25 protein-coding genes and 1 riboswitch are annotated in these 24083 nt (G+C 36.7%); of the genes, 22 read left to right on the top strand and 3 right to left on the bottom strand.

What is annotated here, in order from left to right; genetic code table 11:
- The first annotated feature begins 8 nt into the window (after positions 1-8).
- The 18 genes from NSQ95_RS13575 (at position 9) to NSQ95_RS13490 (ending at position 18382) form a co-directional block, all read left to right on the top strand.
- Positions 9-812 (top strand): MetQ/NlpA family ABC transporter substrate-binding protein, encoded by an 804-nt coding sequence (locus tag NSQ95_RS13575; protein WP_342559747.1) that lies wholly within the window; start codon positions 9-11, stop codon positions 810-812.
- Between the two features lie 734 nt (positions 813-1546).
- Complete coding sequence (locus NSQ95_RS13570; protein WP_340882826.1) at positions 1547-2500, top strand: nuclease-related domain-containing protein; 954 nt, start codon at positions 1547-1549, stop codon at positions 2498-2500.
- An 802-nt stretch (positions 2501-3302) separates the two neighbouring features.
- Complete coding sequence (gene sufC / locus NSQ95_RS13565; RefSeq protein WP_169359629.1) at positions 3303-4082, top strand: Fe-S cluster assembly ATPase SufC; 780 nt, start codon at positions 3303-3305, stop codon at positions 4080-4082.
- A gap of 17 nt (positions 4083-4099) precedes the next feature.
- The gene (gene sufD / locus NSQ95_RS13560; RefSeq protein WP_340882828.1) at positions 4100-5407 is read left to right on the top strand and encodes a Fe-S cluster assembly protein SufD; all 1308 of its coding nucleotides are present in this window, start codon (positions 4100-4102) and stop codon (positions 5405-5407) included.
- Positions 5407-6639, top strand: coding sequence for a cysteine desulfurase (locus NSQ95_RS13555; protein ID WP_340882829.1), 1233 nt, complete (start codon positions 5407-5409; stop codon positions 6637-6639). The genes sufD and NSQ95_RS13555 overlap by 1 nt, the downstream gene beginning before the upstream one ends.
- Positions 6629-7063, top strand: coding sequence for a Fe-S cluster assembly sulfur transfer protein SufU (gene sufU / locus NSQ95_RS13550; RefSeq protein ID WP_169359632.1), 435 nt, complete (start codon positions 6629-6631; stop codon positions 7061-7063). The genes NSQ95_RS13555 and sufU overlap by 11 nt, the downstream gene beginning before the upstream one ends.
- Positions 7064-7084: 21 nt before the next feature.
- Positions 7085-8482, top strand: coding sequence for a Fe-S cluster assembly protein SufB (sufB, locus tag NSQ95_RS13545; protein WP_340882833.1), 1398 nt, complete (start codon positions 7085-7087; stop codon positions 8480-8482).
- Between the two features lie 227 nt (positions 8483-8709).
- Entirely contained in the window at positions 8710-9111 is a 402-nt protein-coding gene (locus tag NSQ95_RS13540; RefSeq protein ID WP_342559746.1) for a hypothetical protein, read from the top strand.
- Between the two features lie 265 nt (positions 9112-9376).
- The gene (locus NSQ95_RS13535; RefSeq protein ID WP_169359635.1) at positions 9377-10228 is read left to right on the top strand and encodes a DUF72 domain-containing protein; all 852 of its coding nucleotides are present in this window, start codon (positions 9377-9379) and stop codon (positions 10226-10228) included.
- Positions 10229-11047, top strand: a complete 819-nt coding sequence (locus tag NSQ95_RS13530) for a sulfite exporter TauE/SafE family protein (RefSeq protein WP_169359636.1) — start codon at positions 10229-10231, stop codon at positions 11045-11047. It begins immediately after the preceding gene.
- A gap of 32 nt (positions 11048-11079) precedes the next feature.
- Positions 11080-12459: a bifunctional UDP-sugar hydrolase/5'-nucleotidase gene (locus tag NSQ95_RS13525; protein ID WP_342559745.1), complete on the top strand. Its 1380-nt coding sequence runs from the start codon at positions 11080-11082 to the stop codon at positions 12457-12459.
- Positions 12460-12501: 42 nt separating this feature from the next.
- On the top strand, positions 12502-13272 hold the full coding sequence (gene yunB, locus NSQ95_RS13520) for a sporulation protein YunB (protein ID WP_169359637.1): 771 nt from the start codon (positions 12502-12504) through the stop codon (positions 13270-13272).
- 50 nt (positions 13273-13322) lie between these two features.
- A riboswitch (Lysine riboswitch) is annotated at positions 13323-13506 on the top strand.
- Positions 13507-13594: 88 nt separating this feature from the next.
- On the top strand, positions 13595-15166 hold the full coding sequence (locus NSQ95_RS13515) for a Na+/H+ antiporter NhaC family protein (RefSeq protein ID WP_251556625.1): 1572 nt from the start codon (positions 13595-13597) through the stop codon (positions 15164-15166).
- A 69-nt stretch (positions 15167-15235) separates the two neighbouring features.
- Positions 15236-16183 carry a lipoyl synthase gene (gene lipA / locus NSQ95_RS13510; protein ID WP_205964058.1) on the top strand — a complete coding sequence of 316 codons (948 nt, stop codon included), beginning with the start codon at positions 15236-15238 and terminating at the stop codon, positions 16181-16183.
- A gap of 21 nt (positions 16184-16204) precedes the next feature.
- Positions 16205-16546, top strand: coding sequence for a YutD family protein (locus NSQ95_RS13505; RefSeq protein WP_340885892.1), 342 nt, complete (start codon positions 16205-16207; stop codon positions 16544-16546).
- 133 nt (positions 16547-16679) lie between these two features.
- The gene (locus NSQ95_RS13500) at positions 16680-17420 is read left to right on the top strand and encodes a hypothetical protein (RefSeq protein ID WP_342559744.1); all 741 of its coding nucleotides are present in this window, start codon (positions 16680-16682) and stop codon (positions 17418-17420) included.
- A 23-nt stretch (positions 17421-17443) separates the two neighbouring features.
- Positions 17444-17929 carry a hypothetical protein gene (locus NSQ95_RS13495; protein ID WP_342559743.1) on the top strand — a complete coding sequence of 162 codons (486 nt, stop codon included), beginning with the start codon at positions 17444-17446 and terminating at the stop codon, positions 17927-17929.
- Between the two features lie 45 nt (positions 17930-17974).
- A complete protein-coding gene (locus NSQ95_RS13490) occupies positions 17975-18382 on the top strand; it encodes a hypothetical protein (RefSeq protein ID WP_342559742.1) in 408 nt (135 codons plus the stop codon).
- 136 nt (positions 18383-18518) lie between these two features.
- Here the strand turns inward: NSQ95_RS13490 and NSQ95_RS13485 are convergent, their stop codons facing one another.
- Positions 18519-19529 (bottom strand): hypothetical protein, encoded by a 1011-nt coding sequence (locus NSQ95_RS13485; RefSeq protein ID WP_342559741.1) that lies wholly within the window; start codon positions 19527-19529, stop codon positions 18519-18521.
- A gap of 520 nt (positions 19530-20049) precedes the next feature.
- Here NSQ95_RS13485 and NSQ95_RS13480 point away from each other — a divergent pair.
- On the top strand, positions 20050-20715 hold the full coding sequence (locus tag NSQ95_RS13480) for a CPBP family intramembrane glutamic endopeptidase (RefSeq protein WP_342559740.1): 666 nt from the start codon (positions 20050-20052) through the stop codon (positions 20713-20715).
- 231 nt (positions 20716-20946) lie between these two features.
- Here NSQ95_RS13480 and NSQ95_RS13475 read toward each other — a convergent pair whose 3' ends face one another.
- Entirely contained in the window at positions 20947-21213 is a 267-nt protein-coding gene (locus NSQ95_RS13475) for a DUF3055 domain-containing protein (protein ID WP_342559739.1), read from the bottom strand.
- Positions 21214-21300: 87 nt separating this feature from the next.
- Here NSQ95_RS13475 and NSQ95_RS13470 point away from each other — a divergent pair, with 87 nt between their 5' ends.
- Positions 21301-21762: a DUF86 domain-containing protein gene (locus NSQ95_RS13470; protein ID WP_342559738.1), complete on the top strand. Its 462-nt coding sequence runs from the start codon at positions 21301-21303 to the stop codon at positions 21760-21762.
- Entirely contained in the window at positions 21749-22513 is a 765-nt protein-coding gene (locus NSQ95_RS13465; RefSeq protein ID WP_342559737.1) for a TIGR01457 family HAD-type hydrolase, read from the top strand. The genes NSQ95_RS13470 and NSQ95_RS13465 overlap by 14 nt, the downstream gene beginning before the upstream one ends.
- Positions 22514-22624: 111 nt before the next feature.
- Here NSQ95_RS13465 and NSQ95_RS13460 read toward each other — a convergent pair whose 3' ends face one another.
- Positions 22625-22861 carry a YuzB family protein gene (locus NSQ95_RS13460; protein WP_169359647.1) on the bottom strand — a complete coding sequence of 79 codons (237 nt, stop codon included), beginning with the start codon at positions 22859-22861 and terminating at the stop codon, positions 22625-22627.
- 128 nt (positions 22862-22989) lie between these two features.
- On the opposite strand from NSQ95_RS13460, the gene NSQ95_RS13455 reads away from it, so the two are divergent.
- Positions 22990-24057, top strand: coding sequence for an NAD(P)/FAD-dependent oxidoreductase (locus NSQ95_RS13455; protein WP_298468796.1), 1068 nt, complete (start codon positions 22990-22992; stop codon positions 24055-24057).
- Positions 24058-24083: the final 26 nt, after the last annotated feature.

Here is a 24083-nt window from a genome sequence, read left to right as displayed (position 1 = left end):
GATTGAAAATGAAAAAATTATTGGCTGGGGTTTTATTATCTGTTAGTGCATTAACGCTTGCTGCTTGTGGTGATGAGGATAGCGACAAATTAGTTGTTGGTGCCTCTAACGTACCGCACGCAGAAATTTTAGAGCAGGTAGTACCTATTTTAGAAGAACAAGGCATTGAGCTTCAAATTGAAACGTACCAAGATTACGTACTACCAAATAAAGACTTAAATAATGGCGACCTAGATGCCAATTATTTTCAACATGCTCCTTATCTAGAATCACAAATGAATGATTTCGACTATGACTTCGTAAATGCTGGTGGCATCCATATCGAGCCGATTGGTCTTTACTCTCAAAAGTATGATTCGATTGAAGAGCTTCCTGAAGGAGCAACGATCCTAATGAGTAATTCGGTTGCTGACCATGGCCGTGTGCTAGCAATGCTAGAAGCAGAAGGGCTAATTACACTTGCTGAGGGAATAGATAAAACAAAAGCAGAAATTGATGACATTATAGACAACCCGAAAAACCTAGAATTCGATCCAAACTACGAAGCTGCTTTAATGGTTCAGCTATATGAAAACAATGAAGGCGACGCATTGCTAATCAACTCCAACTACGCAATCGATGCTGGCTTAAATCCACTAGAGGATGCAATCGCAATTGAAGACTCAGAATCTCCATACGTAAACCTAGTAGCGGTAAACGCAGGTGACGAAAAAGACGAGCGCATCAAAGCACTAGTAGAAGCACTACAATCCAAAGAAATTCAAGATTTCATCTTAGAAGAATGGGGCGGAGCAGTAGTTCCGGTGAAATAATTCTTGTTGGATGAGTTATTGAAGCAAGCACCTGGTGTGCTTGCTTTTTTTGTGGGGTGATAGAAGTGTCAGTTAAGGAGGGGGGAAGTGCCCGTAACGTGAGGATCGCCCGTTAACTAGTGGAAAGTGTCCCATAAAGTGTTTAAAAGAGCCCATAAACCAGTTGAAACTGACCCATAAATGAAAGAAAAGCGCCCGTAAACGTGAGTATCGCCCATAAACTAGCGGAAATGTCCCATAAAGTGTTTAAAAGCGCCCATAAACCAATTGAAACTGACCCATAAATGAAAGAAAAGCGCCCATAAACGTGAGAAGCGCCCGTTAACTAGTGGAAAGTGTCCCATAAAGTGTTTAAAAGAGCCCATAAACCAGTTGAAACTGACCCATAAATGAAAGAAAAGCGCCCATAAACGTGAGTATCGCCCATAAACTAGCGGAAACTGTTCCATAAAGTGTTTAAAAGCGCCCATAAACCGGTAGAAACTGACCCATAAATGAAAGAAAAGCGACCGTAAACGTGAGTATCGCCCGTAAACTAGTGGAAAGTGTCCCATAAAGTGTTTAAAAGCGCCCATAAACTAGTTGGAACTGATCACTCAATCGAACCCTTAAAAAAGCTACATATACCCTCTTAAATGTTTCATCACAAATAAAAAGATTTACAGGTTTAATTACCAAATTAATGGTATCTTTCTTAACTTAATTTTGCTAATCTAAAATTGAGGTGATGACTATTGATTATCAAAAAATATGCGGAATCGGAACAACTGAAAGCAATGAGATTATTATTGAATAGACTACCTTTGAGGCACCCGTTTTATCCCAAGCTAGCCACAGAAATACAGACAACTATGGCAGGTGATTATGGAGAGGAAGTGGTTTATAGGGAGTTAGAAAGGATGCGTTTACCTTATAATTATTTTTTATTACATAAGGTAATGCTGCGTACGGAAAAATTATTTGAAATTGATTTTCTATTACTAACCCCGTTTGGTGCAGTTATTCTTGAAATAAAAAACATTATAGGGTCGCTCGAATTTAAAGTGAATCCTTCACAATTAATACAAACTAAAGATAATGGGGAGATTAAAAAGTACCCTTGCCCCGTTAATCAGTTAAATGAGTATTCCTATTTATTGTCTAATTTCTTTTCACATCATAATCTTTCTATACCAGTCTTCGGAGCTATAGTTTTTGCCTCTAAAAATAGCTATGTTAAAACTACAAACAATGATACGACCATTCTTTATAAGAATGAGGTCTATTCGTTCCTTCGAAATCTCCAAAATAAATCTACGATAGTACCCGTACCCGTTTCTAAACTTAATCAGGTAAAAAATCTGATTTTAAAACATAATTCCCCATATGAATTCTTTCCCTTAACGAAACATTATTCAATAGAAGTAAGTGATTTAATCTCAGGCGTAGCTTGTGAAGGCTGTGGACAGGTAGGTATGAATAAAATTAAAAATATTTGGTATTGTACAAGCTGTCAGTATGCTGACAAATATGCTTCGCTAAAATCACTTCAGCATTATTTTTGGCTATATGATGACATTCTTACAAATAAAGCTTGTAGAAAATTTTTACTCTTAGACAGTCGCTATGAGGTGAAGAGGCTATTAAGGAAAGCAAACCTCTTAAAATTAGGAAAATATAAAACTACACAGTATAAAAGGAAGAATTAACTTACGAGCACAAAACTTTTTTAAAATGATTCATTTCTCCCCTTTTTCATTTCACCTAAATTATTACCAATTAAATAAGCTTACAATTATCGAAAACGATCAGCTGGAAGCTAATCCCTCTCAGGCGCATGAGGGTGGGATTTAAAATAGGAGACTGGCTTTGATTTTACGCCGAGATGTTACGTGAAATGAAAAACATGATTCGTGTGACATATGTATCAATTCAATATTTGCGAAAGGAATTTTCAGAATAAAAAGGATGTTTGAACTTAACATGAGGTGGTATGTAGTGTAGTATAGAAAACATTAAAAAGGAAAGGAATGATTCATTATCAGTTCGGGAGAGTTACCCTATACAGAACAGATGGACCACGCATTCAGAGGAGTACATGGTTTCGGTTACGATGAATTAAGAAATAGTCAAACATTGAGAGCAAAAGTTGAGAAACGTCGTCAGGCAGATCACGAAAAAAGTATGCAGCTTGCAGCTAAGCTCGATGCTCGTGCTTTCCGAGGTTAATTTAAATAGAAGACAAAAATCCATGCAGTCTAGGCTGCGTGGATTTTTTAGTTAACACTATCACCGTAGTGATATGCATTCTCAATTAGAGTTATCTTATTGAAAATGATAGTGTCATAAAGTACCATGCGGATGAACCTAATTTTTCTCTTATAATTGTTATATATTATCAATAAGAAAGTGTTTCAAAAGATTTGCAAGGGACTTCAGTTTGAGTTAAGATTAGAATGATAATAAATTAGAATGGTTATACATTTCTAGTTACTTAATGGAGGTTATTAAATGTCGACTTTAGTTATTAAGGATTTACACGTCGCTATCGACGGTAAAGAGATCTTAAAAGGTGTTAATTTATCCCTTAACACAAATGAAATTCACGCTATCATGGGTCCAAACGGTACTGGTAAGTCTACTTTGGCTTCAGCTATCATGGGTCATCCTAAATATGAAGTTACTTCTGGTTCAGTTGAATTAGATGGTGAAGACGTATTAGAAATGGAAGTGGACGAGCGTGCTCAAGCTGGTTTGTTCCTTGCAATGCAATATCCAAGTGAAATCACTGGAGTAACTAATGCAGACTTCTTGCGTTCAGCTATTAATTCTCGTCGTGAAGAAGGCGATGAAATTTCTCTTATGAAATTCATCCGCGAATTAGACAGCAAGATGGAATTCCTAGAAATGGATCTTGATATGGCACAACGTTATTTAAATGAAGGATTCTCAGGTGGAGAGAAAAAACGTAACGAGATTCTTCAATTAATGATGCTTAAGCCTAAATTTGCTATTTTAGATGAAATTGACTCTGGTCTAGATATCGATGCACTTAAAGTTGTATCTAAAGGGATCAATGAAATGCGTGGAGAAGGCTTTGGTAGCTTAATCATCACTCACTACCAACGTTTACTTAACTACATCACTCCAGACCATGTGCATGTAATGATGCAAGGGCGCGTTGTTAAATCTGGCGGTCCTGAGCTAGCTCAAAAATTAGAAGCTCAAGGTTATGACTGGATTAAAGAAGAATTAGGAATTGAAGACGAGACAGTTGGACAAGAAGCATAAGAAAGGGGACGCATGACATGACGGTTGAAACGAAATTGGCATTAACCGAACAGGATATTCGCTCCTTTTCAGAAGGTCACCAAGAACCAAGCTGGATGACGGAACTTCGTCTTGCTGCTTTAGGTCAAGTGGAAACACTTCCAATGCCAACACCAGACAAAACTAAAATTACAAATTGGAATTTCACTGAATTTCCTGCTCATACTGTAGAAAGCACTACATTCTCTTCATTGGATGAACTTCCTGAAGAAGTGAAGGCGCTTGTTCATTCAGATGAGCAAAAAAATATTTATATTCAACACAACAATACACCCGCTTATCTATCTGTAACAGATAATTTAAAAGCACAAGGTGTGATCATTACTGATATTTATACTGCTGCACGCGAACATGGCGAGCTATTACAAAAATATTTCATGACAGATGGCGTTAAAGTTAATGAACACAAATTAACTGCACTTCATGCTGCATTATTAAACGGTGGAGTATTTGTATACGTACCGAAAAATGTTGTAATTGAAGAACCTGTTCAAGTTATTTATCTACATGACAACGAAACTGCTTCTTTATTCAACCACACATTGCTTGTGGCGGATGAAAACAGTTCAGTGACTTATGTGGAAAACTATTTGTCTACAGTTGAACATTCAAACGGTTTAGCTAACATTATTTCTGAAGTAATTGTGAAGGATAATGCAAAAGTTACTTTCGGTACAGTAGACGTTCTTGCAGAAGGATTTACTACTTATGTTAACCGTCGTGGAGTAACTAGCCGTGATGCTGTAATTGAATGGGCTCTTGGAATGATGAACGATAGTGATACTATTTCTGAAAATGTTACTCATTTAGTTGGGGACAATTCAGAAGGTCATGTAAAAATGGTTGTTGTAGGTCGTGGAACTCAAAAACAAAACTTTACAACAAAAGTTATTCACTGGGGTAAACATACGGAAGGACAAATCCTTAAACATGGTGTTATGAAGGATGCTGCATCTTCTATCTTCAACGGTGTTGGTAAAATTGAATTTGGTGCTACAAAAGCTAACGCTGAACAAGAATCTCGTGTTCTAATGTTAAGCGAAAAAGCTCGCGGAGATGCTAACCCAATTTTATTAATCGACGAGGACGATGTAACAGCAGGTCATGCTGCATCTGTTGGTCGCGTTGACCCACTTCAGCTGTACTACTTGATGAGTCGTGGTATTTCTAAACAAAATGCAGAGCGTCTAGTAATTCATGGATTCCTTGCACCAGTAGTAAATGAACTACCAATCGAAGGCGTGAAGAAACAGCTGACGGAGGTAATTGAAAGGAAAGTTCGCTAATGCTCAATATAAAAGAGATTCGAAGCTATTTTCCAATTCTTAATCAAGAAGTTAATGGTCATCCACTTGTATATTTAGATAGCGGAGCTACTTCTCAAAAGCCCACTCAAGTCATTGAGGCTATTAGAAAGTACTACGAGTTTGATAACTCCAACGTTCACCGTGGTGTGCATACACTTGGTAACCGAGCTACGGAAAGTTATGAAGGTGCCCGTGAAAAGGTTCGTAACTTTATCAATGCTAAATCAACGAAGGAAGTAATCTTCACTCGTGGTACTACTACGGCAATTAATACAGTGGCACAAAGCTACGGTCTTGCAAACGTAAAAGAAGGCGACGAAATTGTTATCACGTATATGGAGCATCACTCTAACATTATTCCTTGGCAGCAATTGGCGAAGATAACGGGAGCGACGCTTAAATATATCGACTTAGAAGAAGATGGTACATTATCTTTGGAAAAAGTTCGTGAAACAATTACAGAAAAGACTAAGATTGTATCTGTCGTATACGTTTCTAATGTATTAGGCACGATGAATCCTATTAAAGAAATTACTCAAATCGCCCATGACCATGGAGCTGTAATGGTAGTGGACGGTGCACAGGCTGCTCCTCACTTGAAGCTCGATGTACAAGCGTTAGATTGTGATTTTCTAGCCTTTTCTGGGCACAAAATGTGTGGTCCAACCGGTATCGGTGTTCTTTACGGGAAAGAGGCTTTACTTGATGCAATGGAGCCAATTGAATTTGGTGGAGAAATGATTGACTTTGTAGGCTTACAAGAGTCTACATGGAAGGAGCTACCTTGGAAATTTGAAGGTGGGACACCAATCATTGCCGGAGCAATCGGTTTAGCTGCTGCTATAGATTTTCTTGAAGAAATCGGTTTATCTGAAATCGAAAAACATGAGCATGAGCTAGCTGCCTATGCTATGGAAAAAATGTATACAATCGAAGGCTTAACAATCTACGGACCTCAAGATCCTTTGAAGCGAGCTGGAATTGTTACCTTTAATTTAGATGAAGTACATCCTCACGATGTCGCAACAGTCCTTGATATGAATGGTATTGCTATTCGTGCAGGACATCACTGTGCGCAGCCACTTATGAAGTGGTTAAAAGCTACTGCAACTGCTAGAGCAAGCTTCTACATTTATAACTCTGAAGAGGATGTAGATCTTCTCGTTGCCGGCTTACGCACTGCTAAGGAGTATTTTGGAGATGTCTTCTAATTTAGATCAATTATATCGACAAGTAATTATGGATCATTACAAAAATCCTCGCAATAAAGGTAGTATTGAGGATGGCGCATTGACAATAGACATGAATAACCCTACCTGTGGAGATCGTATCCACTTGACTATTCAAGTGGAGGATGGCGTTGTACAAAACGCAAAATTCGATGGTGAAGGATGTTCTATTTCTATGTCTTCTGCATCTATGATGACGCAAGCGATCAAAGGTAAAAATATAGATGAAGCGCTAAAGCTTTCCCAAATCTTTTCTGACATGATGCTTGGAAAGGAATATGACGATTCTATTGACCTCGGAGATATCGAGGCTTTAAACGGCGTATCTAAATTTCCAGCACGTATCAAATGTGCAACTCTTGCATGGAAAGCAATGGAAAAAGGCGTTTCAGAAGAAAAGAAATAAAATCAGAACGGAGGAAATACGATGGCAAAAAAAATGCCTGAAATTGGTGATTACAAATATGGCTTCCACGATAAAGACGTATCCATTTTCCGTTCAAAACGTGGTTTAACGAAAGATATCGTTGAAGAAATTTCCCGTATGAAGAATGAACCACAATGGATGTTAGACTATCGCTTAAAAGCATTAGAAATTTTCTACTCTAAGCCAATGCCACAATGGGGCGGAGATTTAGAACCATTAAATTTTGATGAAATCACATATTATGTAAAACCATCTGAACAAACAGAAAAATCTTGGGATGAAGTACCAGAAGAAATAAAAGCTACTTTTGATAAATTAGGTATTCCTGAAGCAGAACAAAAATACCTTGCCGGTGTTTCTGCACAGTATGAATCAGAGGTTGTTTATCATAACATGAAGCAAGAGCTTGAAGACTTGGGAATCGTATTTAAAGATACTGACTCTGCTCTTCGTGAAAACGAAGACCTTTTCAAAAAACACTTTGGTACAGTAATCCCTTCTTCTGACAACAAATTTTCTGCACTTAACTCAGCAGTTTGGTCAGGCGGATCATTTATCTATGTACCACCAGGTATAAAAGTGGATACTCCACTTCAAGCATACTTCCGTATTAACTCAGAAAATATGGGTCAATTCGAACGTACACTGATCATTGTTGATGAAGGTGCTTCTGTACATTATGTTGAAGGATGTACAGCTCCTGTTTACACAACTAACTCACTTCACAGTGCAGTAGTTGAAATTATCATCAAAAAAGATGCTTATTGCCGTTACACTACTATCCAAAACTGGGCAAACAACGTATATAACTTAGTTACAAAACGTGCTGTTTGTGATGCTAACGCAACGATGGAATGGATTGATGGTAACATTGGTTCTAAGCTTACAATGAAATATCCAGCAGTTATCCTTAAAGGTGAAGGCGCACGTGGAATGACACTTTCTATCGCTATCGCTGGTAAAGGACAACACCAAGATGCTGGTGCTAAAATGATGCATTTAGCTCCAAATACTTCTTCTACTATTGTTTCGAAATCTATTTCTAAACAAGGTGGTAAAGTAACATACCGCGGAATCGTTCACTTTGGACGTAAAGCAACGGGAGCACGTGCTAACATTGAATGTGATACTTTAATCATGGATAATCAGTCTACTTCTGATACAATTCCATACAACGAAATCTTGAACGATAATATTTCTCTAGAGCATGAAGCGAAAGTTTCTAAAGTGTCAGAGGAACAATTATTCTACTTGATGAGTCGTGGACTTAGCGAAGAAGAAGCAACTGAAATGATCGTAATGGGCTTCATCGAGCCATTCACAAAAGAACTTCCAATGGAATATGCAGTAGAAATGAACCGTCTTATCAAGTTTGAGATGGAAGGTTCAATCGGTTAATAATTCAATAATTAGTCGTCTCAAGTTTGTGGCGATTTGATTTAGGAGAAGGCGAACTTTATAGTTCGTCTTCTTTTTTTGGGCTATATTAAACGTGAAAATTTAAAATGCTTATGAACTGGGAAATGTATCACCAAGCTCATTTTAATTTGGTGTAATTTAACTTGTGTTATCTTTATTAATATAGGTATAGTAACTATAAAATAAGTAGTATTGGAGAAATTAATATGAAAAACTTTGAAAGTTATTCTTTCACTAGACTAATACGTAATACAAATTTCGAGTTTTTCTTCATTCTAGGAATTAATAACTCTGCTGACTTTAGCATCTATGTTGATCAAAGAGCTAGAGAAGTTTTAGGCTACTTAATCCTATATAAAGATTTAGAACTAGATAAAAATGTTAACTTGATATATTTAGTTGGGAATGGGACCAACGATGACCAGAATACTATTAGGTACGCGCAACAATTTGCCATGGATATGACAACTCAAGCGGTTTTTTATGAGGAAGATTTTATAGTTCGAAAAACTAATATAAATCCGAGGGTTGTTTCAAGACCTTATATCGATTTTGTAAAAGAAATAATTGGTAATGACATACCACATTCTATTATAGGTGAAGAATGAGATATTTTATTTATCTTTTTCTCCACTTTATCAAACAGTTCAAGCAATACGCGCAACTCTTCAGCTCGAAACTGCAACACTTACTCAGAATAGCGCAACAGTTGGAGTAATAATCGCAACACTTACAGAGAAAAATGCAACACTTTTAGATTATCTGCAACACTTTATTTTCCCGCAACACATAAACACTTTCCATCAACTCGTTTTTTTGTCTGTTTGATGAGGGAAATGATATGATAAATAGTAATAGCAAAGAGGTGGTTTGATGATAAAAATTGGGTTAACTGGTTGGGGGGATCATCCAGATCTTTATGTTTCTTCGCCTAGGGAGAAGCTGCAGGATTATAGTGCACATTTTCCGATTGTCGAGTTGGATGCATCGTTTTATGCGATTCAGCCGCAGCGAAATATAGAAAAGTGGATTCGGGAGACACCTGATAATTTTCAGTTTATCGTGAAAGCCTATCAAGGGATGACAGGGCATTTGAGAGGGGAGAATCCTTTTAAGTCTCCAGAGGAAATGTTTGAAAGCTATCGTCAGATGCTTGGGCCGCTTAAGGATGCGGGGAAGCTTGCGATGGTGCTTGTTCAGTTTCCACCTTGGTTTGAGTGTGAGAAGGATAATGTGCAGTATATGAGAAGAATTCGAGAGGAGCTAAAGGATTTTGAGGTGGTCATTGAGTTTCGCCACCAGTCCTGGTATCTTCCGGAGTATAAGGATTCGACTCTTCAATTTTTAAAGGATAATCATTTTCATCATAGTGTCTGCGATGAGCCACAAAATGGTGAAGGCAGCATACCTGTAGTGCCGGTTGCTACTTCTGATAAAGTGTTGGTCCGTCTACATGGGAGAAACTTTTATGGGTGGAAGAATCCAGGGAACAACGAAAAGTGGAGAGAAGTCCGCTATTTATATGATTATAATGAGCAGGAGCTTGCTTATATTCAGTCAGTTTGTGAGGTTTTATCTAAGCAGGCTTCCGAGGTGCTTGTTGTATTCAATAATAACTCTGGTGGTCATGCTGCTAAAAATGCTAAAGCCTTTCAGCAAATGCTTAATTTAGAATTTGATGGACTTGCGCCTAAGCAATTAAATCTTTTCGAAGGGGATTTTTAAATGGAATGGTTTTTATTAGTACTGAGCGGGCTTTTTTCAGGGACGATCGGTGCACTAGTGGGATTAGGAGGCGGAGTTATTTTAGTACCAGCCGTGCTATTCCTTGGTACGACGCTGGATTTGATTCCTAATATTACGCCTCAGAGTGTTGTAGGTTTATCTGTTGTTATGATGATTTTTATTGGTCTGTCTTCTACGCTTTCTTATATGAAGTCTAAGACGGTGGATTTTAAAAGTGGATTTATATTTTTTATAGGAAGTATCCCGGGAACCATTTTAGGTGCTTGGGTAAACAAAGGATTAGATCTCCCTTCGTTTAACCTATACTTTGGTATATTGCTTGTCATTTTATCCGTTCTTTTGCTAGTTCGTAAATATTTGAAGCCCGTTCAATGGTTTGTCAAGCATGGCAAGAAGCGTACCTTTGAGGATGGGGAAAATACATATGTATATGGATATCCAGTCTGGTTTGCACTAGCTTTAACCTTTTTTATAGGTTTTGCTTCCGGGTTGTTTGGAATTGGTGGAGGCTCGATGATTGTGCCGGCCATGATTCTATTATTTCTGTTTCCGCCCCATGTGGCAGTCGGAACGTCTATGTTTATGGTCTTTTTATCGTCTATTGTGAACTCTGCTACACATATATCTTTAGGAAACGTACCATGGCTATATACGATACCTGTCATCCCTGCTGCCTATATTGGCGCTAAGATAGGTGCTAAGCTCAATAAAAAGCTAAACTCGGAAACACTTGTTACAGCACTTAGAATAGTACTGCTATTGCTAGGAATAAGATCTATTATAGATGGGCTATTTTAATAAAGGCGAGCGATAGCCCGTATAAAAAAGAGGTGAGAAAGCTGAGAGAGACCATTCATATTTATCATACAAATGATTTACATAGTCATTTAGAAAATTGGCCGTCTATCCATCACTTTCTCTCTGAAAGACGTAAAAAGCATGCAAGCGATTCCTCTCTGATATTAGATATCGGTGATCATGTGGATCGCTCGAATATATACACAGAGGGAACACTTGGGAAGGGGAACGTGAAGCTCTTAAATGAAGCCCGATATGATTATGCAACGATTGGAAACAATGAAGGAATCACATTGAGTCACGAAGAATTGGATTCATTATATGAACAGGCTAAATTCGAGGTCATAGTTTCCAATTTTACGGATTTGGAAGGGAATATCCCTAGGTGGGTGAAGCCTTATAAAATTCATCAGACGGCCTCTGGAATACGAATTGGGATTATAGCTGCTACTGCGGATTATAGTGTTTATTATGAAAAGCTTGGGTGGAGATTGCAGGATCCTCTTCCTAGACTGCAGGCAGTTGCTGATCAGATTTCTCCTCATGTCGATGTCCTTATTTGTATGTCTCATTTAGGAAAGTCTAAGGATGAAGAGCTATGTGAGCTGATACCGTCTCTGGACTTAATTTTAGGAGCACACACGCATCATTTGTTCGAGGAAGGGAAAATGGTTGGGAATACATTGCAGGCCGCTACAGGGAAATTTGGGATGTATGTGGGCTATGTGAGTCTTGAATATGACCATTCCATGAAAAGAGTTGTTTCTAAACAGGCTGTTGTCTACCCTACAGACGAGTTGCCAGTCCCTCAAAATGCAGGACACACGATGGAAAATTGGGAGCGAATCGGTAAAGAAAAGCTATCTTATCCTGTTTTTACAAGCAATTCCTTGTTAAAAAAAGAGTGGTTCAATGGGTCTGAGTTAGCGAATTTCTTTGGAAAGGCATTGCTAGCATACACGAATGCAGATTGTGCCATGTTTCCTGCAGGAATTTTCTTAAAGGATTTACCGGAGGGACCTGTCACTGCTTGGGATCTACATCAATGCCTGCCTCACCCCATTAATCCATGTATCGTTACATTAAGTGGAGCTGAGCTGCTAGAGGTGATGGAGCTTTCAAAAAACGAAAAATGGCCAAATTTAGAAGTGAAGGGTCTCGGATTTCGTGGTAAGTATTTAGGGGCTATTTTATTTGAACAGGTTGAACAAGATATGCATGGGCAGCTTTTGATTAAAGGTGAGCCATTAACGTTACATCAAACGTACCGGCTGGCGACGCTAGACATGTTTACTTTTGGATTTTTCTTTCCTTCTTTTAAGACCGCGAAGAAACAATATATTATGCCAGAAACTATACGGGACGTTATAAAATGGTATGGAATAAAGGAAGAGAATAAATGTAGGGCATAATAGACCTCCTCGTTACATAAAAGTAATGAGGAGGTTTTTTCGTTGTTTTATCGCAAAAAGAAGAAGCGTTTCATATTTTTTAGCACTCAACGCAAATTAGCCATCTTTTTAACATGCTTTTTATTGTCAGTGGCTTACGTATTTTATTATATAAATGCGCAACTGACTCCCACTTATTTACAATATGCTGAGGTGCAAACTAACAAGATTGCCTCTATGGTAATAAGTAAGGCGATTAACTCGCGTACAGCAAATGTTCTAGATGTAAACGATATTATTGAAGAGGTTCCTTCGGATAGCAAAAATATGGTTACAACCAAATTCAATACAGAAATTATTAACCGAGTGCTATCTGATACAAATAGTTTAGTACAATCCCATTTAGAACAGGCTGAACAAGGGAATTTATCAAGTCTTCCTTACTTGGATGATATTGAGTATGATAAGCAAACAATGGAAGACCAAGGTGGAGTCGTATTTTTTGTTCCGATGGGGCAAGCAACGAATATACCTTTGATCGGGAATTTAGGTCCAAAAATACCTATTCGATTCCACGTGATCGGAAACGTTCAGTCAAATGTGGTGCCTACTATTACCGAGTTCGGTATTAATAATGCGTATGTAGAAATTAGTATCCACATTAAGGTGAACGTACAAATCATCGTCCCGCTTGCTAGTAAAATGAGTGTAGTGGAACAGAATATACCAGTAGCCATGGGTCTAGTACAAGGGCAGGTTCCTCACATTTATACAGGTGGGGATGGGTCGGCTGCTCCATCGGTGGAGGTACCTATACCGTTACCGGAAGATTAAAAAAACTTCATTTTTCTTAAATTACTGTTAGAATAGATAAAAATGAATAATAAATAGGTAGAGGCCGCATTGCTTAATAGTATGTTACGGGAGGGTGACTCCAAGGATCGTAATAGAAAGGAAGTTTTGCCGAAACTAAGTATGTCTAGTCAAGGATGCTTAGTTGGGGTTATTTTGAACAAGAATAACACTGTCATGTATATGGGGACATATAGATGGGGAGCTACAAAAGTGAAACAAAGTGTTATAACTAAAATTTCATGTATAAGCCAACCTATAAAATACTATAGGTTGGCTTTTCTATTTTCAAGGAGGAACAGTTTTGGAGAATACAATTTTTTCGTTAGTGCCACCGCTATTGGCAATCATCATGGTTTTATTGACAAAAAGGGTCTTGTTATCGTTAGGAGCAGGTATTCTTTCTGCAGCCTTACTAGTAGAGGAATTTAGCCCTGTTGGATCTTTGTTAATGTTATGGAATTCCTTTAAAATCTCTTTTTGGGATGGGGGTTTAAATGTATATAACATATATATTTTATTGTTCATTCTCTTGTTAGGTGTAGTTACTGCTTTTGTCAGCCTGTCAGGAGGAAGCACAGCTTTCGCTAATTGGGCGATCAAGCGAATTAAAACGAAAAGAGGCTCTAAACTATTAACAGCCTTTTTAGGAATCATTATTTTTGTGGACGATTATTTTAATGCATTAGCAGTAGGGCAAATTGCAAGACCAATTACGGATTCGCATAAGGTTTCTCGTGCAAAGCTAGCCTATTTCATCGATTCTACATCAGCACCGATATGTGTAATCTCACCAGTTTCTAGCTGGGGAGCATTTTTGATAAGCCAGCTAGGTGTTATTTTCACAACACATGCTGTAACAGAATATACTCCGCTAGAAGCTTTTATCACAATGGCGCCTATGAACTTCTATGTAATAGCTACTTTGGCGATCGTATTCTTTACGGCTTGGACAGATTTTGATTTATTTGAGATGAAGAAGCATGAAAAGCGTGCGAAGGAAACAGGAGTATTATTTGATCCTAATAAAACTAATCCGGGAGATATGGATGGAGATTTTCCTGACAATCAGTATGGGAAAGTGATCGATTTATTACTTCCAATCATCTCTTTAGTAGTGGTGACGTTAGGGTTGATGTTCTGGACGGGCTATCAGTTGTCCGGAGGAAGTTTAGATATATTTGTCATCTTTGAAAATACAGATGTTCCTTTTTCATTATTTATAGCTGGATTGGTAGCAAGTATTTTAGCTTTCCTGTTATACGCTCGCCAATTCAAGGTTAACCCAAATGCTAACATGAGCTACGTGTGGAAGGCTTTACGTACAGGCATTCAATCTATGCTTCCTGCCATTTTGATTCTTGTATTCGCATGGGCATTATCTTACCTTATTACAGCCTTAGAAACAGGTGCATTCCTTGCAACGATTGTTACAGAAAATAATATCCCAGTAGGTATTATTCCAGTATTACTGTTTGTGCTGACTGCTTTTATGGCCTTTGCTACAGGTTCATCCTGGGGTTCGTTTGGTATCTTGCTTCCGATTGGTGCAAGCATTATTATGGCAATCGATCCTCAGCTATTGCTACCAGTATTAGCAGCAGTATTGGCAGGAGCAGTTTTCGGAGACCATTGTTCACCGATTTCGGACACTACGATCATGTCGGCTACGGGAGCTGGAGTTAATGTCATTGATCATGTGATGACACAGCTGCCTTATGCAATAACTAGTGCGATAATAGCTGCAATCGGATACTTAGTATTAGGATTGACAGGCTCTGTCATGATAGGATTAATAACAGTAGTAGGAATCCTCATTCTATTATTTGGGTTTTGGACCCTTAGTAATAAAAGTGGGAACAAGTATTCTATTTAGCTTTTTTAGAAGGTTGTTTGAATTCAAATAATATGGTACATTGACAACAGTGAAGTCAGATTATTTGAAATGGGGGATGGAATCGTGACATCATGTAAGCCACCAAAAGAACAACATGAGCGCAAGCCTGAATGGCTCAAAATAAAGCTAAATACGAATGAAGATTATAAAGGCTTAAAAAAATTAATGCGCGAAAACAATCTAAATACTGTGTGTGAAGAGGCAAGATGCCCTAATATTCATGAGTGCTGGGGATCTCGTCGTACTGCTACATTTATGATTCTTGGAGCAATTTGTACAAGAGCATGTCGCTTCTGTGCTGTAAAAACTGGCCTTCCAAATGAATTAGATTTAGCTGAGCCAGAACGTGTGGCAGATTCAGTTGTTATTATGAATCTTAAGCATGCGGTAGTGACGGCTGTAGCAAGGGATGACTTAAAAGATGGCGGCTCAGAGGTTTTTGCAGAAACGATCCGTGCAATTCGAAGAAAAAATCCTTTTACTACAATTGAAGTTCTTCCATCGGATATGGGGGGCATTGAGCAAAACATCCGTAACATTATGGATGCGAAGCCAGATATCCTGAATCATAATATTGAAACGGTACGTCGATTAACTCCTAGAGTTAGAGCACGTGCACAATATGACCGTTCTTTAGAATTATTAAAGCGTGCAAAGGAAATGCAACCAAGCATTCCTACAAAGTCTTCGTTAATGCTAGGTTTAGGGGAAACGTTTGAAGAAATCATTGAGGTTATGGATGATTTACGTGCAAATAACGTTGATATTATGACTATTGGTCAATATTTGCAGCCTACGAAAAAACATTTAAAGGTTCAAAAATATTATTCTCCAGCTGAGTTTGGAGAATTGCGTAAGATAGCAATGAGTAAGGGTTTTTCACATTGTGAGGCAGGCCCGCTTGTAAGAAGTAGCTATCATGCAGATGAGCAAGTTAATGCTGCTGCGAAGCAAAGACAGCAACAAGGTGAGGAATTACTAGCTGTTCAAGAGTAATAGCTAATGGATGGTGAATGTATGATAATAGCAGAAGGCTTCACTTATGAAGTAATAGAAGATTACCGTGATGCGTTTAAAGAGGAAGCTTTTTTGGAGCGTTACAGCGAAATTTTAACAAAGTACGATTATATTATGGGAGACTGGGGATATGGTCAGCTTCGCCTAAAAGGATTTTTCGAGGATCGTAACCAAAAGGCAACATTCGATACGAAAATTAGTACGATGAAGGATTATTTGTACGAGTATTGCAATTTTGGCTGTGCTTATTTCCTCGTTAAAAAAACAGGTGTAGCTCCAAAACCAGTTACTCTAGAGCTTGTAAAAGATAAAAAAGAAAACCTTGAGCAGGATCAGTTATGATCTAGCTCAAGGTTTTTTTCTAAGGCTTATAGGCTAGGGTTGGTTTTGTTTTGTGAAATGTTACACTTAAACTTAAGGTTCAGGTTAGTATAATAAGAAATGACGCTATACATAAAGAAAGTAGGTATTTCTAATGTATTTGAGAGACATAGGTCTAGATTTACCATATAAAAAAAATTATGAATATATCCTTGATATGATATCCAATCACAATTTAACTGAAGAAGAAGCAGTAAGATTAGATTTTGAAAAAAATTGGAAAGAAAATAAAGTTAAGTTTGGTGATGAAGTAAGATGTATTGCAGCATTATATTTGGATTTATTAGGAAATTTTAAGACAGAAAAAACAAAAAAAATAATGATTAGATGTGTAAATGATTTAGCTATGCATAGTATTGTACCTAAAACTACGGAAGGATTTACTGAGGTATATGTATTATTAGATTTTAATTGTTACTGGAATTTTTCTAATTTCGAGAAGAAAAAACTTATATTAGAAAAAATAAACGAAGGAATATTACTGATAGCAAATGAATTTTCTTGGGATATTAGTCCTTTTAGTCGAGTCACAAAGGAAAATATTGATAGAAACTATGTTAATGAATTCTCTTTGAAGCAGAAATCCTCTCCAGATAGAAAACATAAAGCAGAAATTTTTTGCCAGCACGATATTGATTTTATTACTATTTCGATGATTATTAGAGAACGAAAGTCAAATGAGGTTATAAAAAGTGAATTACTATTTAAAGATAGACCTCATGAATTATCATTTGTTCAAAAACTAGGGGATTTAAAGTGGATTTCAAATAGAGAGGTTACACTTAAACATAGATACAATCTCCGTAAAAAGTGGACAGTTAAGATGGATGAATGAATCACATCCTAAAGGATTTGGTTATGGATAATGAAATTGTACTTATTCAACAAACGTCGCATGTAAGTGGTAGATTGGCTTTAATTTTGACACTATTGCAAAATTCAATCGCCTATATCGGTGAAGGGGGAGTTAAAATGCTTAGAAAAACTATTCTATCATTACTAATACCTATTTTTGTTTTAGTTGTGTTGTCTGGTTGTAATAGTGGAAGCTCGGAAAGTTCTTATGGTGCATATTTGATAATTGATGGGAAAGAGTACACTTGGCAAGGTGATATTGAAAATAATGAATTCACAGTCGCAGATAAAATTGGAGAAGTTAATAATAAAGTTGATAAAGAAGTAATGCCAAAGGATAATCTATCATCCAATTTTCTGGAAGTTGGAGAAGGAATATACACCTCAAACGAGGATAGTAAAGTTGTTATAGTAAAAAGAGAACATGATGGAAATTATGATAAATTTACGGAAAGTGACTACTATAAAGAACATAAGAGTGAAGATTAAAGAATTTCTTGTTATGCTAACGGGTAGCAGGAAGGAGAGAGTGCATTGAGCTTAGCAAGCTATATTGGATGTAATGTAGAAATCCCTCTGAGCGATGAAGGGTCAGAAGATTTGATTATAATAGGAGACTGTTTTTCAGATAAGTATAACCAACGAGATGTGAAAAAACATCAATTTACCACTCCTTTTGTTTACGAAATATCAAGTGACTGGGGAATAGAGATTTCAAAATATATCAACCAAAATACATGTGACGAATCAAAAGAAAAGCTAATTGAACTGTGTAAAATTATGGACAGTTACATTGATAGAGGTGATTATTTTGAACTGTATAGTTGTTGGGTCGGAGAAGAGGCTGATAAGCAGGTAGGTGAGATAATGCTTCGAATCAATAACTTTGACATTGAACAGATTGAAATGCCTGAAAAAACGTTAGTTAGATTTGAAAAATGAGCCAGGAGAATTATCCTAGCTCATTTTTATATCTATTTTAAATCAGCCTTTACCTTTAACATAGCCTTTTCTCATAACATCATAGTGTTTGGACGCACTGCTGGAAATTTGCTGGAGCAAATAATAGAATAAGTCATCAGGAGTTAGTTTCAGTGTCATTATTAAGGATAAGTTCCACTTTGTGAACCTTTTCTACAATGTCTGGATGTATTTGATACTTTTCTTTTAAGATTAAATTAGCTGTGTCTATTTCCTTGAATACAGCTTGTATTGATTTTAATTGATTCATCTGCTCGGATGTTGGTGGCTTGTTGTCGATTTGGTAAAGTAAGTTGATTAGGTTGGCTAAAGAGACATTTAGCTCTGGATTTAGGTCAGTGGCCATCTTCAACAATCTCTCTGCATGACTAATATCTTCTAGCATTGGACCGATGGCAAGCCATCTCTTTTCATCATCTTGAAGATCTTTCTCACTTTCTTGAAGAAAGGAGGCGTTAGTTGTAAAAGCCATGTCTATGAATTGAAATGCTTCCTGAAAAAAGGAATAAGATGCGGTCTCATTATAGAGATTATTTGTATTTTCTTTTTTGTAAAATGTTTCTTTCAAGTATCCTTGTTCATCTTTATCAAATTTAAAGCTCTGTACAGTTCTATCAGAGTGCTGCGCTTTAATCATGACGATTAATGGTTTTCTTTCAAAAATGGTTGTACTAAAATCTATATAGCCTAATTGAACATATTCATCAAAAAGAGGATAGGCTTTATCACCGTCTTTAACGACCAACAACCACCTCTGCCCATCATCCCATGCATAACGGCCGTTCTCCATTTTTCCTGCATTCACATGCAATTCAATTATTTCATCTTCACCATCCCCATCGATGTCGATTTTAGTTGTTTTATAAAGTGCAACAGGATACTTTTCAATATCTTTTGCGAGAATCATAGAATAATCTTTATTCACTTCTTCATTCATAGCCAGCTCCAGTTCTTTTTTTTCCTCCTGAAGATTATCCTTTTCTTCTGTAAGCTGCTCCAGTTGTTTTTTTAGCTCATGAATCTCTTGAGTCTGATCCGAGTCAGACTGGTCAGTACAGCCGACAAGTATACCTATTAAGCATACGATTACTAGTACAAGCACTCTCATTTTGTTACTTCCCCTCCTATATTCAATAATGATTAATTCTCTGTTATCTTGGTTATACCTCTCTAAATGAAAACAAAAGTAAAATTGTTTTCTAAGGTTAATGCGCAAAGAGGTTTATGATTCAGTTAAGCGAGAATTGTTCAAAAAAACTCTTTTATAACTGTTTTCTTTTGGGAGAATATTAAAAGTAGGATAGTTGAATAAGAAGGACTTTTAGCAAAAGTATTGAATATAGATTTTAAGAATGGAAGAGTTTATATAATTAACAATGTAACGAATAAGAAAGAAATGCTTTATTTGACTATGTAATTAAAGCATTAGACACTACGTGGGTAGAGTAAGACACCATATAGATGGAAGATAAGTATTTAAACTTGTATAAAGATAAATTTGATTACAGAATACAGGGGACTTAAACAATCGTGTGCGTGATGAAGTCGAATAAGTAAATGAAGGGACATAACTTCATATAATTGAAATGGTATGAATATCAGTATTTCTTTTGGGGGAGAGAAATAAATTGAAAAGGGAACTTCTAGTAAATAAACAAAATAATAGAAGGAAAAAAAGAGATTTTTTTAGGAAAATATTCTTATTTTTCTTAGTGTTTTTATTAACTTTTTATATATCCAATGTAGAAATACCTCAAATTCCTTTTTTAAAAGGAATTTATCCTAAATTTGTTGTTTTATCCATTGAAAATAGTTTATTAACGATCCTTTTTTTATCAATCTTATTAATGACGATTGGAAAGAAATATACTTATTTATTTAACGTTGAACCATTAAAAAAAGGGAAAACCTATATTTGGATTTTTGCTACTATAGTAATGATTTATGTCATGATGGTATTGTTTTCCGATGTTTCTGGTTTAACATTTTATTCATCCCCGCTAGAATTTCCCTATTTTATTTTACTTTTAATTCGTGTTGTAATTATAGTTCCCATTGAAGAGGAACTTGTATACCGAGGATTACTTTTATTAATACCATATAATAAACTAAAATATTTAATGCTAATCGTGTCTTCTGTCATATTTGCTTTAATTCATGATGACCCATATAAAATTATATGGCTTTCATTAGGATTAGGGATATTAGGAATCCGTTTCAATAATATTTGGATACCAATCATAGCACATGGCATTTGGAATTTATTGGCTTCCTTTTTGGCAGTGAAAGTTTAGTTTTTAAGTGTTTGAACTCTTTTTTGAGAAACAGTAATTTACATATAAATAAGAAACAGCCTTAGTAATTCAATAGGGCTGTTTCTTATTTATATGTAAAAGTTCTAAAGATGAGCATAGAAGCATAGCTTCCAGCTCATTTTTTCAGTGTGTTTTAATTAACTTACTTTTAATATAACTTAAAAGACTCACCAAACTTTCCAAAAAGCTTGTCTTATAGAAGGGAACTAGTTAACTAAGCAATTCTCTTAAATATTCTCTAAGCTCCATTGCTTCTTCTTCCGATCTATTAAAAATATGCTCTAAGTAGCCTGGTTCTTCCACGTCATCTGCACCTATAATAGCTGAACGATTATATTGAATATCCATTACAAGAACTTTTCCAAAAAAACGAGAGCTCTGTACGATTGCTAAGTCATAACGCTGAGATTCTCCTGTAAAACCTACAAATCTTGTTTTTGTATCTTCTACATCATCATATAAAAAGAAACGCTCCACCCTTGACACTCCTTCCTTACCTAAGAGTTATGGTACTATAGAATAGAAGTATATATCAACGAAAACAAGAAATTAGGAGGCTGTACCATGTATTTTGTGGACCGTAAAAGTATAGCACTGACATTAAAGCATATGAGAGGATTGTTAGTGTTAATAGATGATCGTAAAGATTGGAATGAAAATGAAATTACCAAGTTAGCCTTAGAGCGAGTTGGACAAAATATGATTGAGTGTGTAATAGACGTGGGTAATTCGATGATTGATGGGTTCATCATGAGAGATCCAGGTGGCTATGACGATATAATTGATATTTTGACCGATGAAAAAGTTATTACACCTGAAATGGATGCCCCATTAAAAGCTGTGATTGAAATGAGAAAAGAGCTTGTAAGACATTTCTTTTCCGTTGACCATAAGCAATTAGAAAGCGTATTAGTAGAAAACCTTCCTTATTTAAAACAGTTCCCTGAAAGAGTAGAAAGTTATTTGATTAACGAGCTTGGTCCAGTTTCAGCATTTTTACCGGAGGATTCTGATGTCCGTCTATAAAGCGTACTTTTTAGATTTAGATGGAACTGTTTATAAGGGACAAACACCAATTCGTGAAGCTGTCGATTTCGTGCACTATTTACAAAATAACGGAATCGAGCCTTTCTTTGTAACAAATAATTCATCGATGACTCAAAAGCAACTACAGCAGAAGCTTGCAAAGATGGACATACAGACGTCCGAGGAGCAGATCATTTCTTCTAGTATTGCTGCAGCTAACTATATTGCAGAGCATTATCCTGCGAAAAGTGTTTTCATGATCGGGGAAGAGGGACTAAAAGATGCTCTAGCCTCCGTTGGAATTGAGACGACTGATGAGGTAGCAGAAGTTGTCGTAATGGGAATAGACCATCAAGTCAATTATGAAAAGCTTGCGCAGGCTTGTTTATCCGTGCGAGCAGGAGCAGCATTTATTTCTACTAATAGTGACCATGCGTTTCCAAGTGAGAGAGGGTATCTTCCAGGGAATGGTGCATTCACGAAGTTAGTAGAACATTCTACTGGTGTTGAGCCGATTTTTACTGGAAAGCCACAGCCGTTTATGCTGGAGTTTATCCAAAATAAATATGGTTTTAAAAAAGAAGAGATGGTAATGATTGGAGACAACTACCAAACAGATATCCTAACGGGCATACACATGGGAATTGATACAGCTCACGTTAATACAGGAGTCAATCGTACGGAAGAGCTACAGATGTTACTGAAAAAACCGACTCATTTCTTAGAAACTTTACATGATTGGATAAAATAATAGCATTGAAAAATGAAGAAAAGGCACTTCCTGTTCGTTTGAACAGAAGAGTGCCTTTTTTTCTATTAGTTTAAAAAATTATTTTAAAATCAGATTTTCTTGCGCTTGCTCTTAAAACAAAGGATTTTCTTCAATATATTTGTATATATTAGACACTAAATCTTCAGAGGAATTACCTTCGACTACATCCCCATTTACGATGGCGAATAGCGTTTCAGAGCATAGAGAACAATAGCTGAGACAGCCATATTCTAGTACGTCTAAATCTGGATCTTGTTCTAATATATCAAAAGCCTCTTGTGAACCATTTGCAAGGTTGCTTATACAAAATTCAACCATTGGATTCATAGCTGTCACCTCACTACATCGTCATGCTACTCTATTTTTTTTAAAAGGTCAATTGAGAAGTTGTATTGTGAAAACTGTCACAATCATTTATAATTTGAGGAGACATTGAAAGAAAAGGGAGAATATTTATGCGAAAATTAGTCTTATTAGGTGGTGGATACGGTAATATGCGCGTATTATTACGCCTATTGCCAAATAATTTACCGGATGATGTAGAAATAACATTAATAGATCGTACGCCATTTCATAGCTTAAAAACAGAATTCTATGCTTTAGCTGCAGGAACTTCATCTGACCAAAATATAAGAGTTGCTTTTCCAGACAGTAACAAACTAAATATTGTTTATGGGGAAGTTGAGAAAATCGATGTAGAAAACAAGCAAGTGATTCTACAAGGCGAACAAACTGTTCCCTACAATGATTTAGTCATCGGGTTAGGCTGTGAGGATAAATATCATAACGTTCCGGGTGCAGAGGAATACACTTATAGTATTCAAACAATAGGACGTTCAAGAGACACTTATAATAAGATCGGTGGACTTCCAGCTGGATCCATAGTAGGTATTGTTGGAGCAGGCTTAAGTGGGATCGAGCTTGCAAGTGAACTTCGCGAAAGTAGACCGGACCTTAAGATTAAATTATTTGATCGTAGTCCTCGTGTGTTAAGAGACTTTCCAGAGCGCTTAAGTAATTTTGTACAAAAATGGTTTGATACAAATGATGTTGACGTTATTAGCAACTCGAATATAACGAAGGTCGAGCCAAATAAACTATACAATCATGATGAAATAATCCCTGTGGATGTAGTAGTGTGGACTGCTGGTATTCAGCCTGCAGCACCAGTACGAGCTTTACCAGGTGAAAAGGATAAGACAGGACGCATTATTCTGACTCAATACCATGATTTGCCAAGCTATGAGAATGTATTTGTAGTGGGAGATTGCGCTTCTTTACCTTTTGCGCCAAGTGCTCAGCTTGCAGAAGAACAGGCAGAACAAATAGTTAAGGTTCTACAAGCACGCTGGAAGGGTCAACCGCTTCCAGAGAAAATGCCAGAGATTAAACTAAAAGGCTTCATGGGATCATTAGGGAAAAAACAAGGATTTGCCTATTTGGCAGATATCTCAGTTACTGGTCGCATTGCGAGATTAATGAAGTCTGGCTTACTATGGATGTATAAACGACATAATGGTTAAAATAAAAAGCTTAGGAACGTAAAAGA

The sequence above is a fragment of the Psychrobacillus sp. FSL W7-1457 genome (assembly GCF_038593405.1).
Taxonomy (GTDB): domain Bacteria; phylum Bacillota; class Bacilli; order Bacillales_A; family Planococcaceae; genus Psychrobacillus.
Note: the sequence above shows the minus strand (reverse complement) of the source record. Positions and strands in the feature narration are given on the sequence as shown.

What these genes read in the sequence shown, in the direction of transcription:
- sufU (WP_169359632.1), top strand. Translation starts at nt 6,629, where the DNA reads ATGTCTTCTAATTTAGATCAATTATATCGACAAGTAATTATGGATCAT.
- NSQ95_RS13575 (WP_342559747.1), top strand. Translation starts at nt 9, where the DNA reads ATGAAAAAATTATTGGCTGGGGTTTTATTATCTGTTAGTGCATTAACG.
- NSQ95_RS13460 (WP_169359647.1), bottom strand. Translation starts at nt 22,861, where the DNA reads ATGAATCCAATGGTTGAATTTTGTATAAGCAACCTTGCAAATGGTTCA.
- sufD (WP_340882828.1), top strand. Translation starts at nt 4,100, where the DNA reads ATGACGGTTGAAACGAAATTGGCATTAACCGAACAGGATATTCGCTCC.
- NSQ95_RS13500 (WP_342559744.1), top strand. Translation starts at nt 16,680, where the DNA reads ATGTATTTGAGAGACATAGGTCTAGATTTACCATATAAAAAAAATTAT.
- NSQ95_RS13470 (WP_342559738.1), top strand. Translation starts at nt 21,301, where the DNA reads ATGTATTTTGTGGACCGTAAAAGTATAGCACTGACATTAAAGCATATG.
- NSQ95_RS13485 (WP_342559741.1), bottom strand. Translation starts at nt 19,529, where the DNA reads ATGAGAGTGCTTGTACTAGTAATCGTATGCTTAATAGGTATACTTGTC.
- lipA (WP_205964058.1), top strand. Translation starts at nt 15,236, where the DNA reads ATGGGGGATGGAATCGTGACATCATGTAAGCCACCAAAAGAACAACAT.
- NSQ95_RS13505 (WP_340885892.1), top strand. Translation starts at nt 16,205, where the DNA reads ATGATAATAGCAGAAGGCTTCACTTATGAAGTAATAGAAGATTACCGT.
- NSQ95_RS13535 (WP_169359635.1), top strand. Translation starts at nt 9,377, where the DNA reads ATGATAAAAATTGGGTTAACTGGTTGGGGGGATCATCCAGATCTTTAT.
- NSQ95_RS13455 (WP_298468796.1), top strand. Translation starts at nt 22,990, where the DNA reads ATGCGAAAATTAGTCTTATTAGGTGGTGGATACGGTAATATGCGCGTA.
- sufC (WP_169359629.1), top strand. Translation starts at nt 3,303, where the DNA reads ATGTCGACTTTAGTTATTAAGGATTTACACGTCGCTATCGACGGTAAA.
- NSQ95_RS13530 (WP_169359636.1), top strand. Translation starts at nt 10,229, where the DNA reads ATGGAATGGTTTTTATTAGTACTGAGCGGGCTTTTTTCAGGGACGATC.
- NSQ95_RS13495 (WP_342559743.1), top strand. Translation starts at nt 17,444, where the DNA reads ATGGATAATGAAATTGTACTTATTCAACAAACGTCGCATGTAAGTGGT.
- NSQ95_RS13555 (WP_340882829.1), top strand. Translation starts at nt 5,407, where the DNA reads ATGCTCAATATAAAAGAGATTCGAAGCTATTTTCCAATTCTTAATCAA.
- NSQ95_RS13540 (WP_342559746.1), top strand. Translation starts at nt 8,710, where the DNA reads ATGAAAAACTTTGAAAGTTATTCTTTCACTAGACTAATACGTAATACA.
- NSQ95_RS13465 (WP_342559737.1), top strand. Translation starts at nt 21,749, where the DNA reads ATGTCCGTCTATAAAGCGTACTTTTTAGATTTAGATGGAACTGTTTAT.
- sufB (WP_340882833.1), top strand. Translation starts at nt 7,085, where the DNA reads ATGGCAAAAAAAATGCCTGAAATTGGTGATTACAAATATGGCTTCCAC.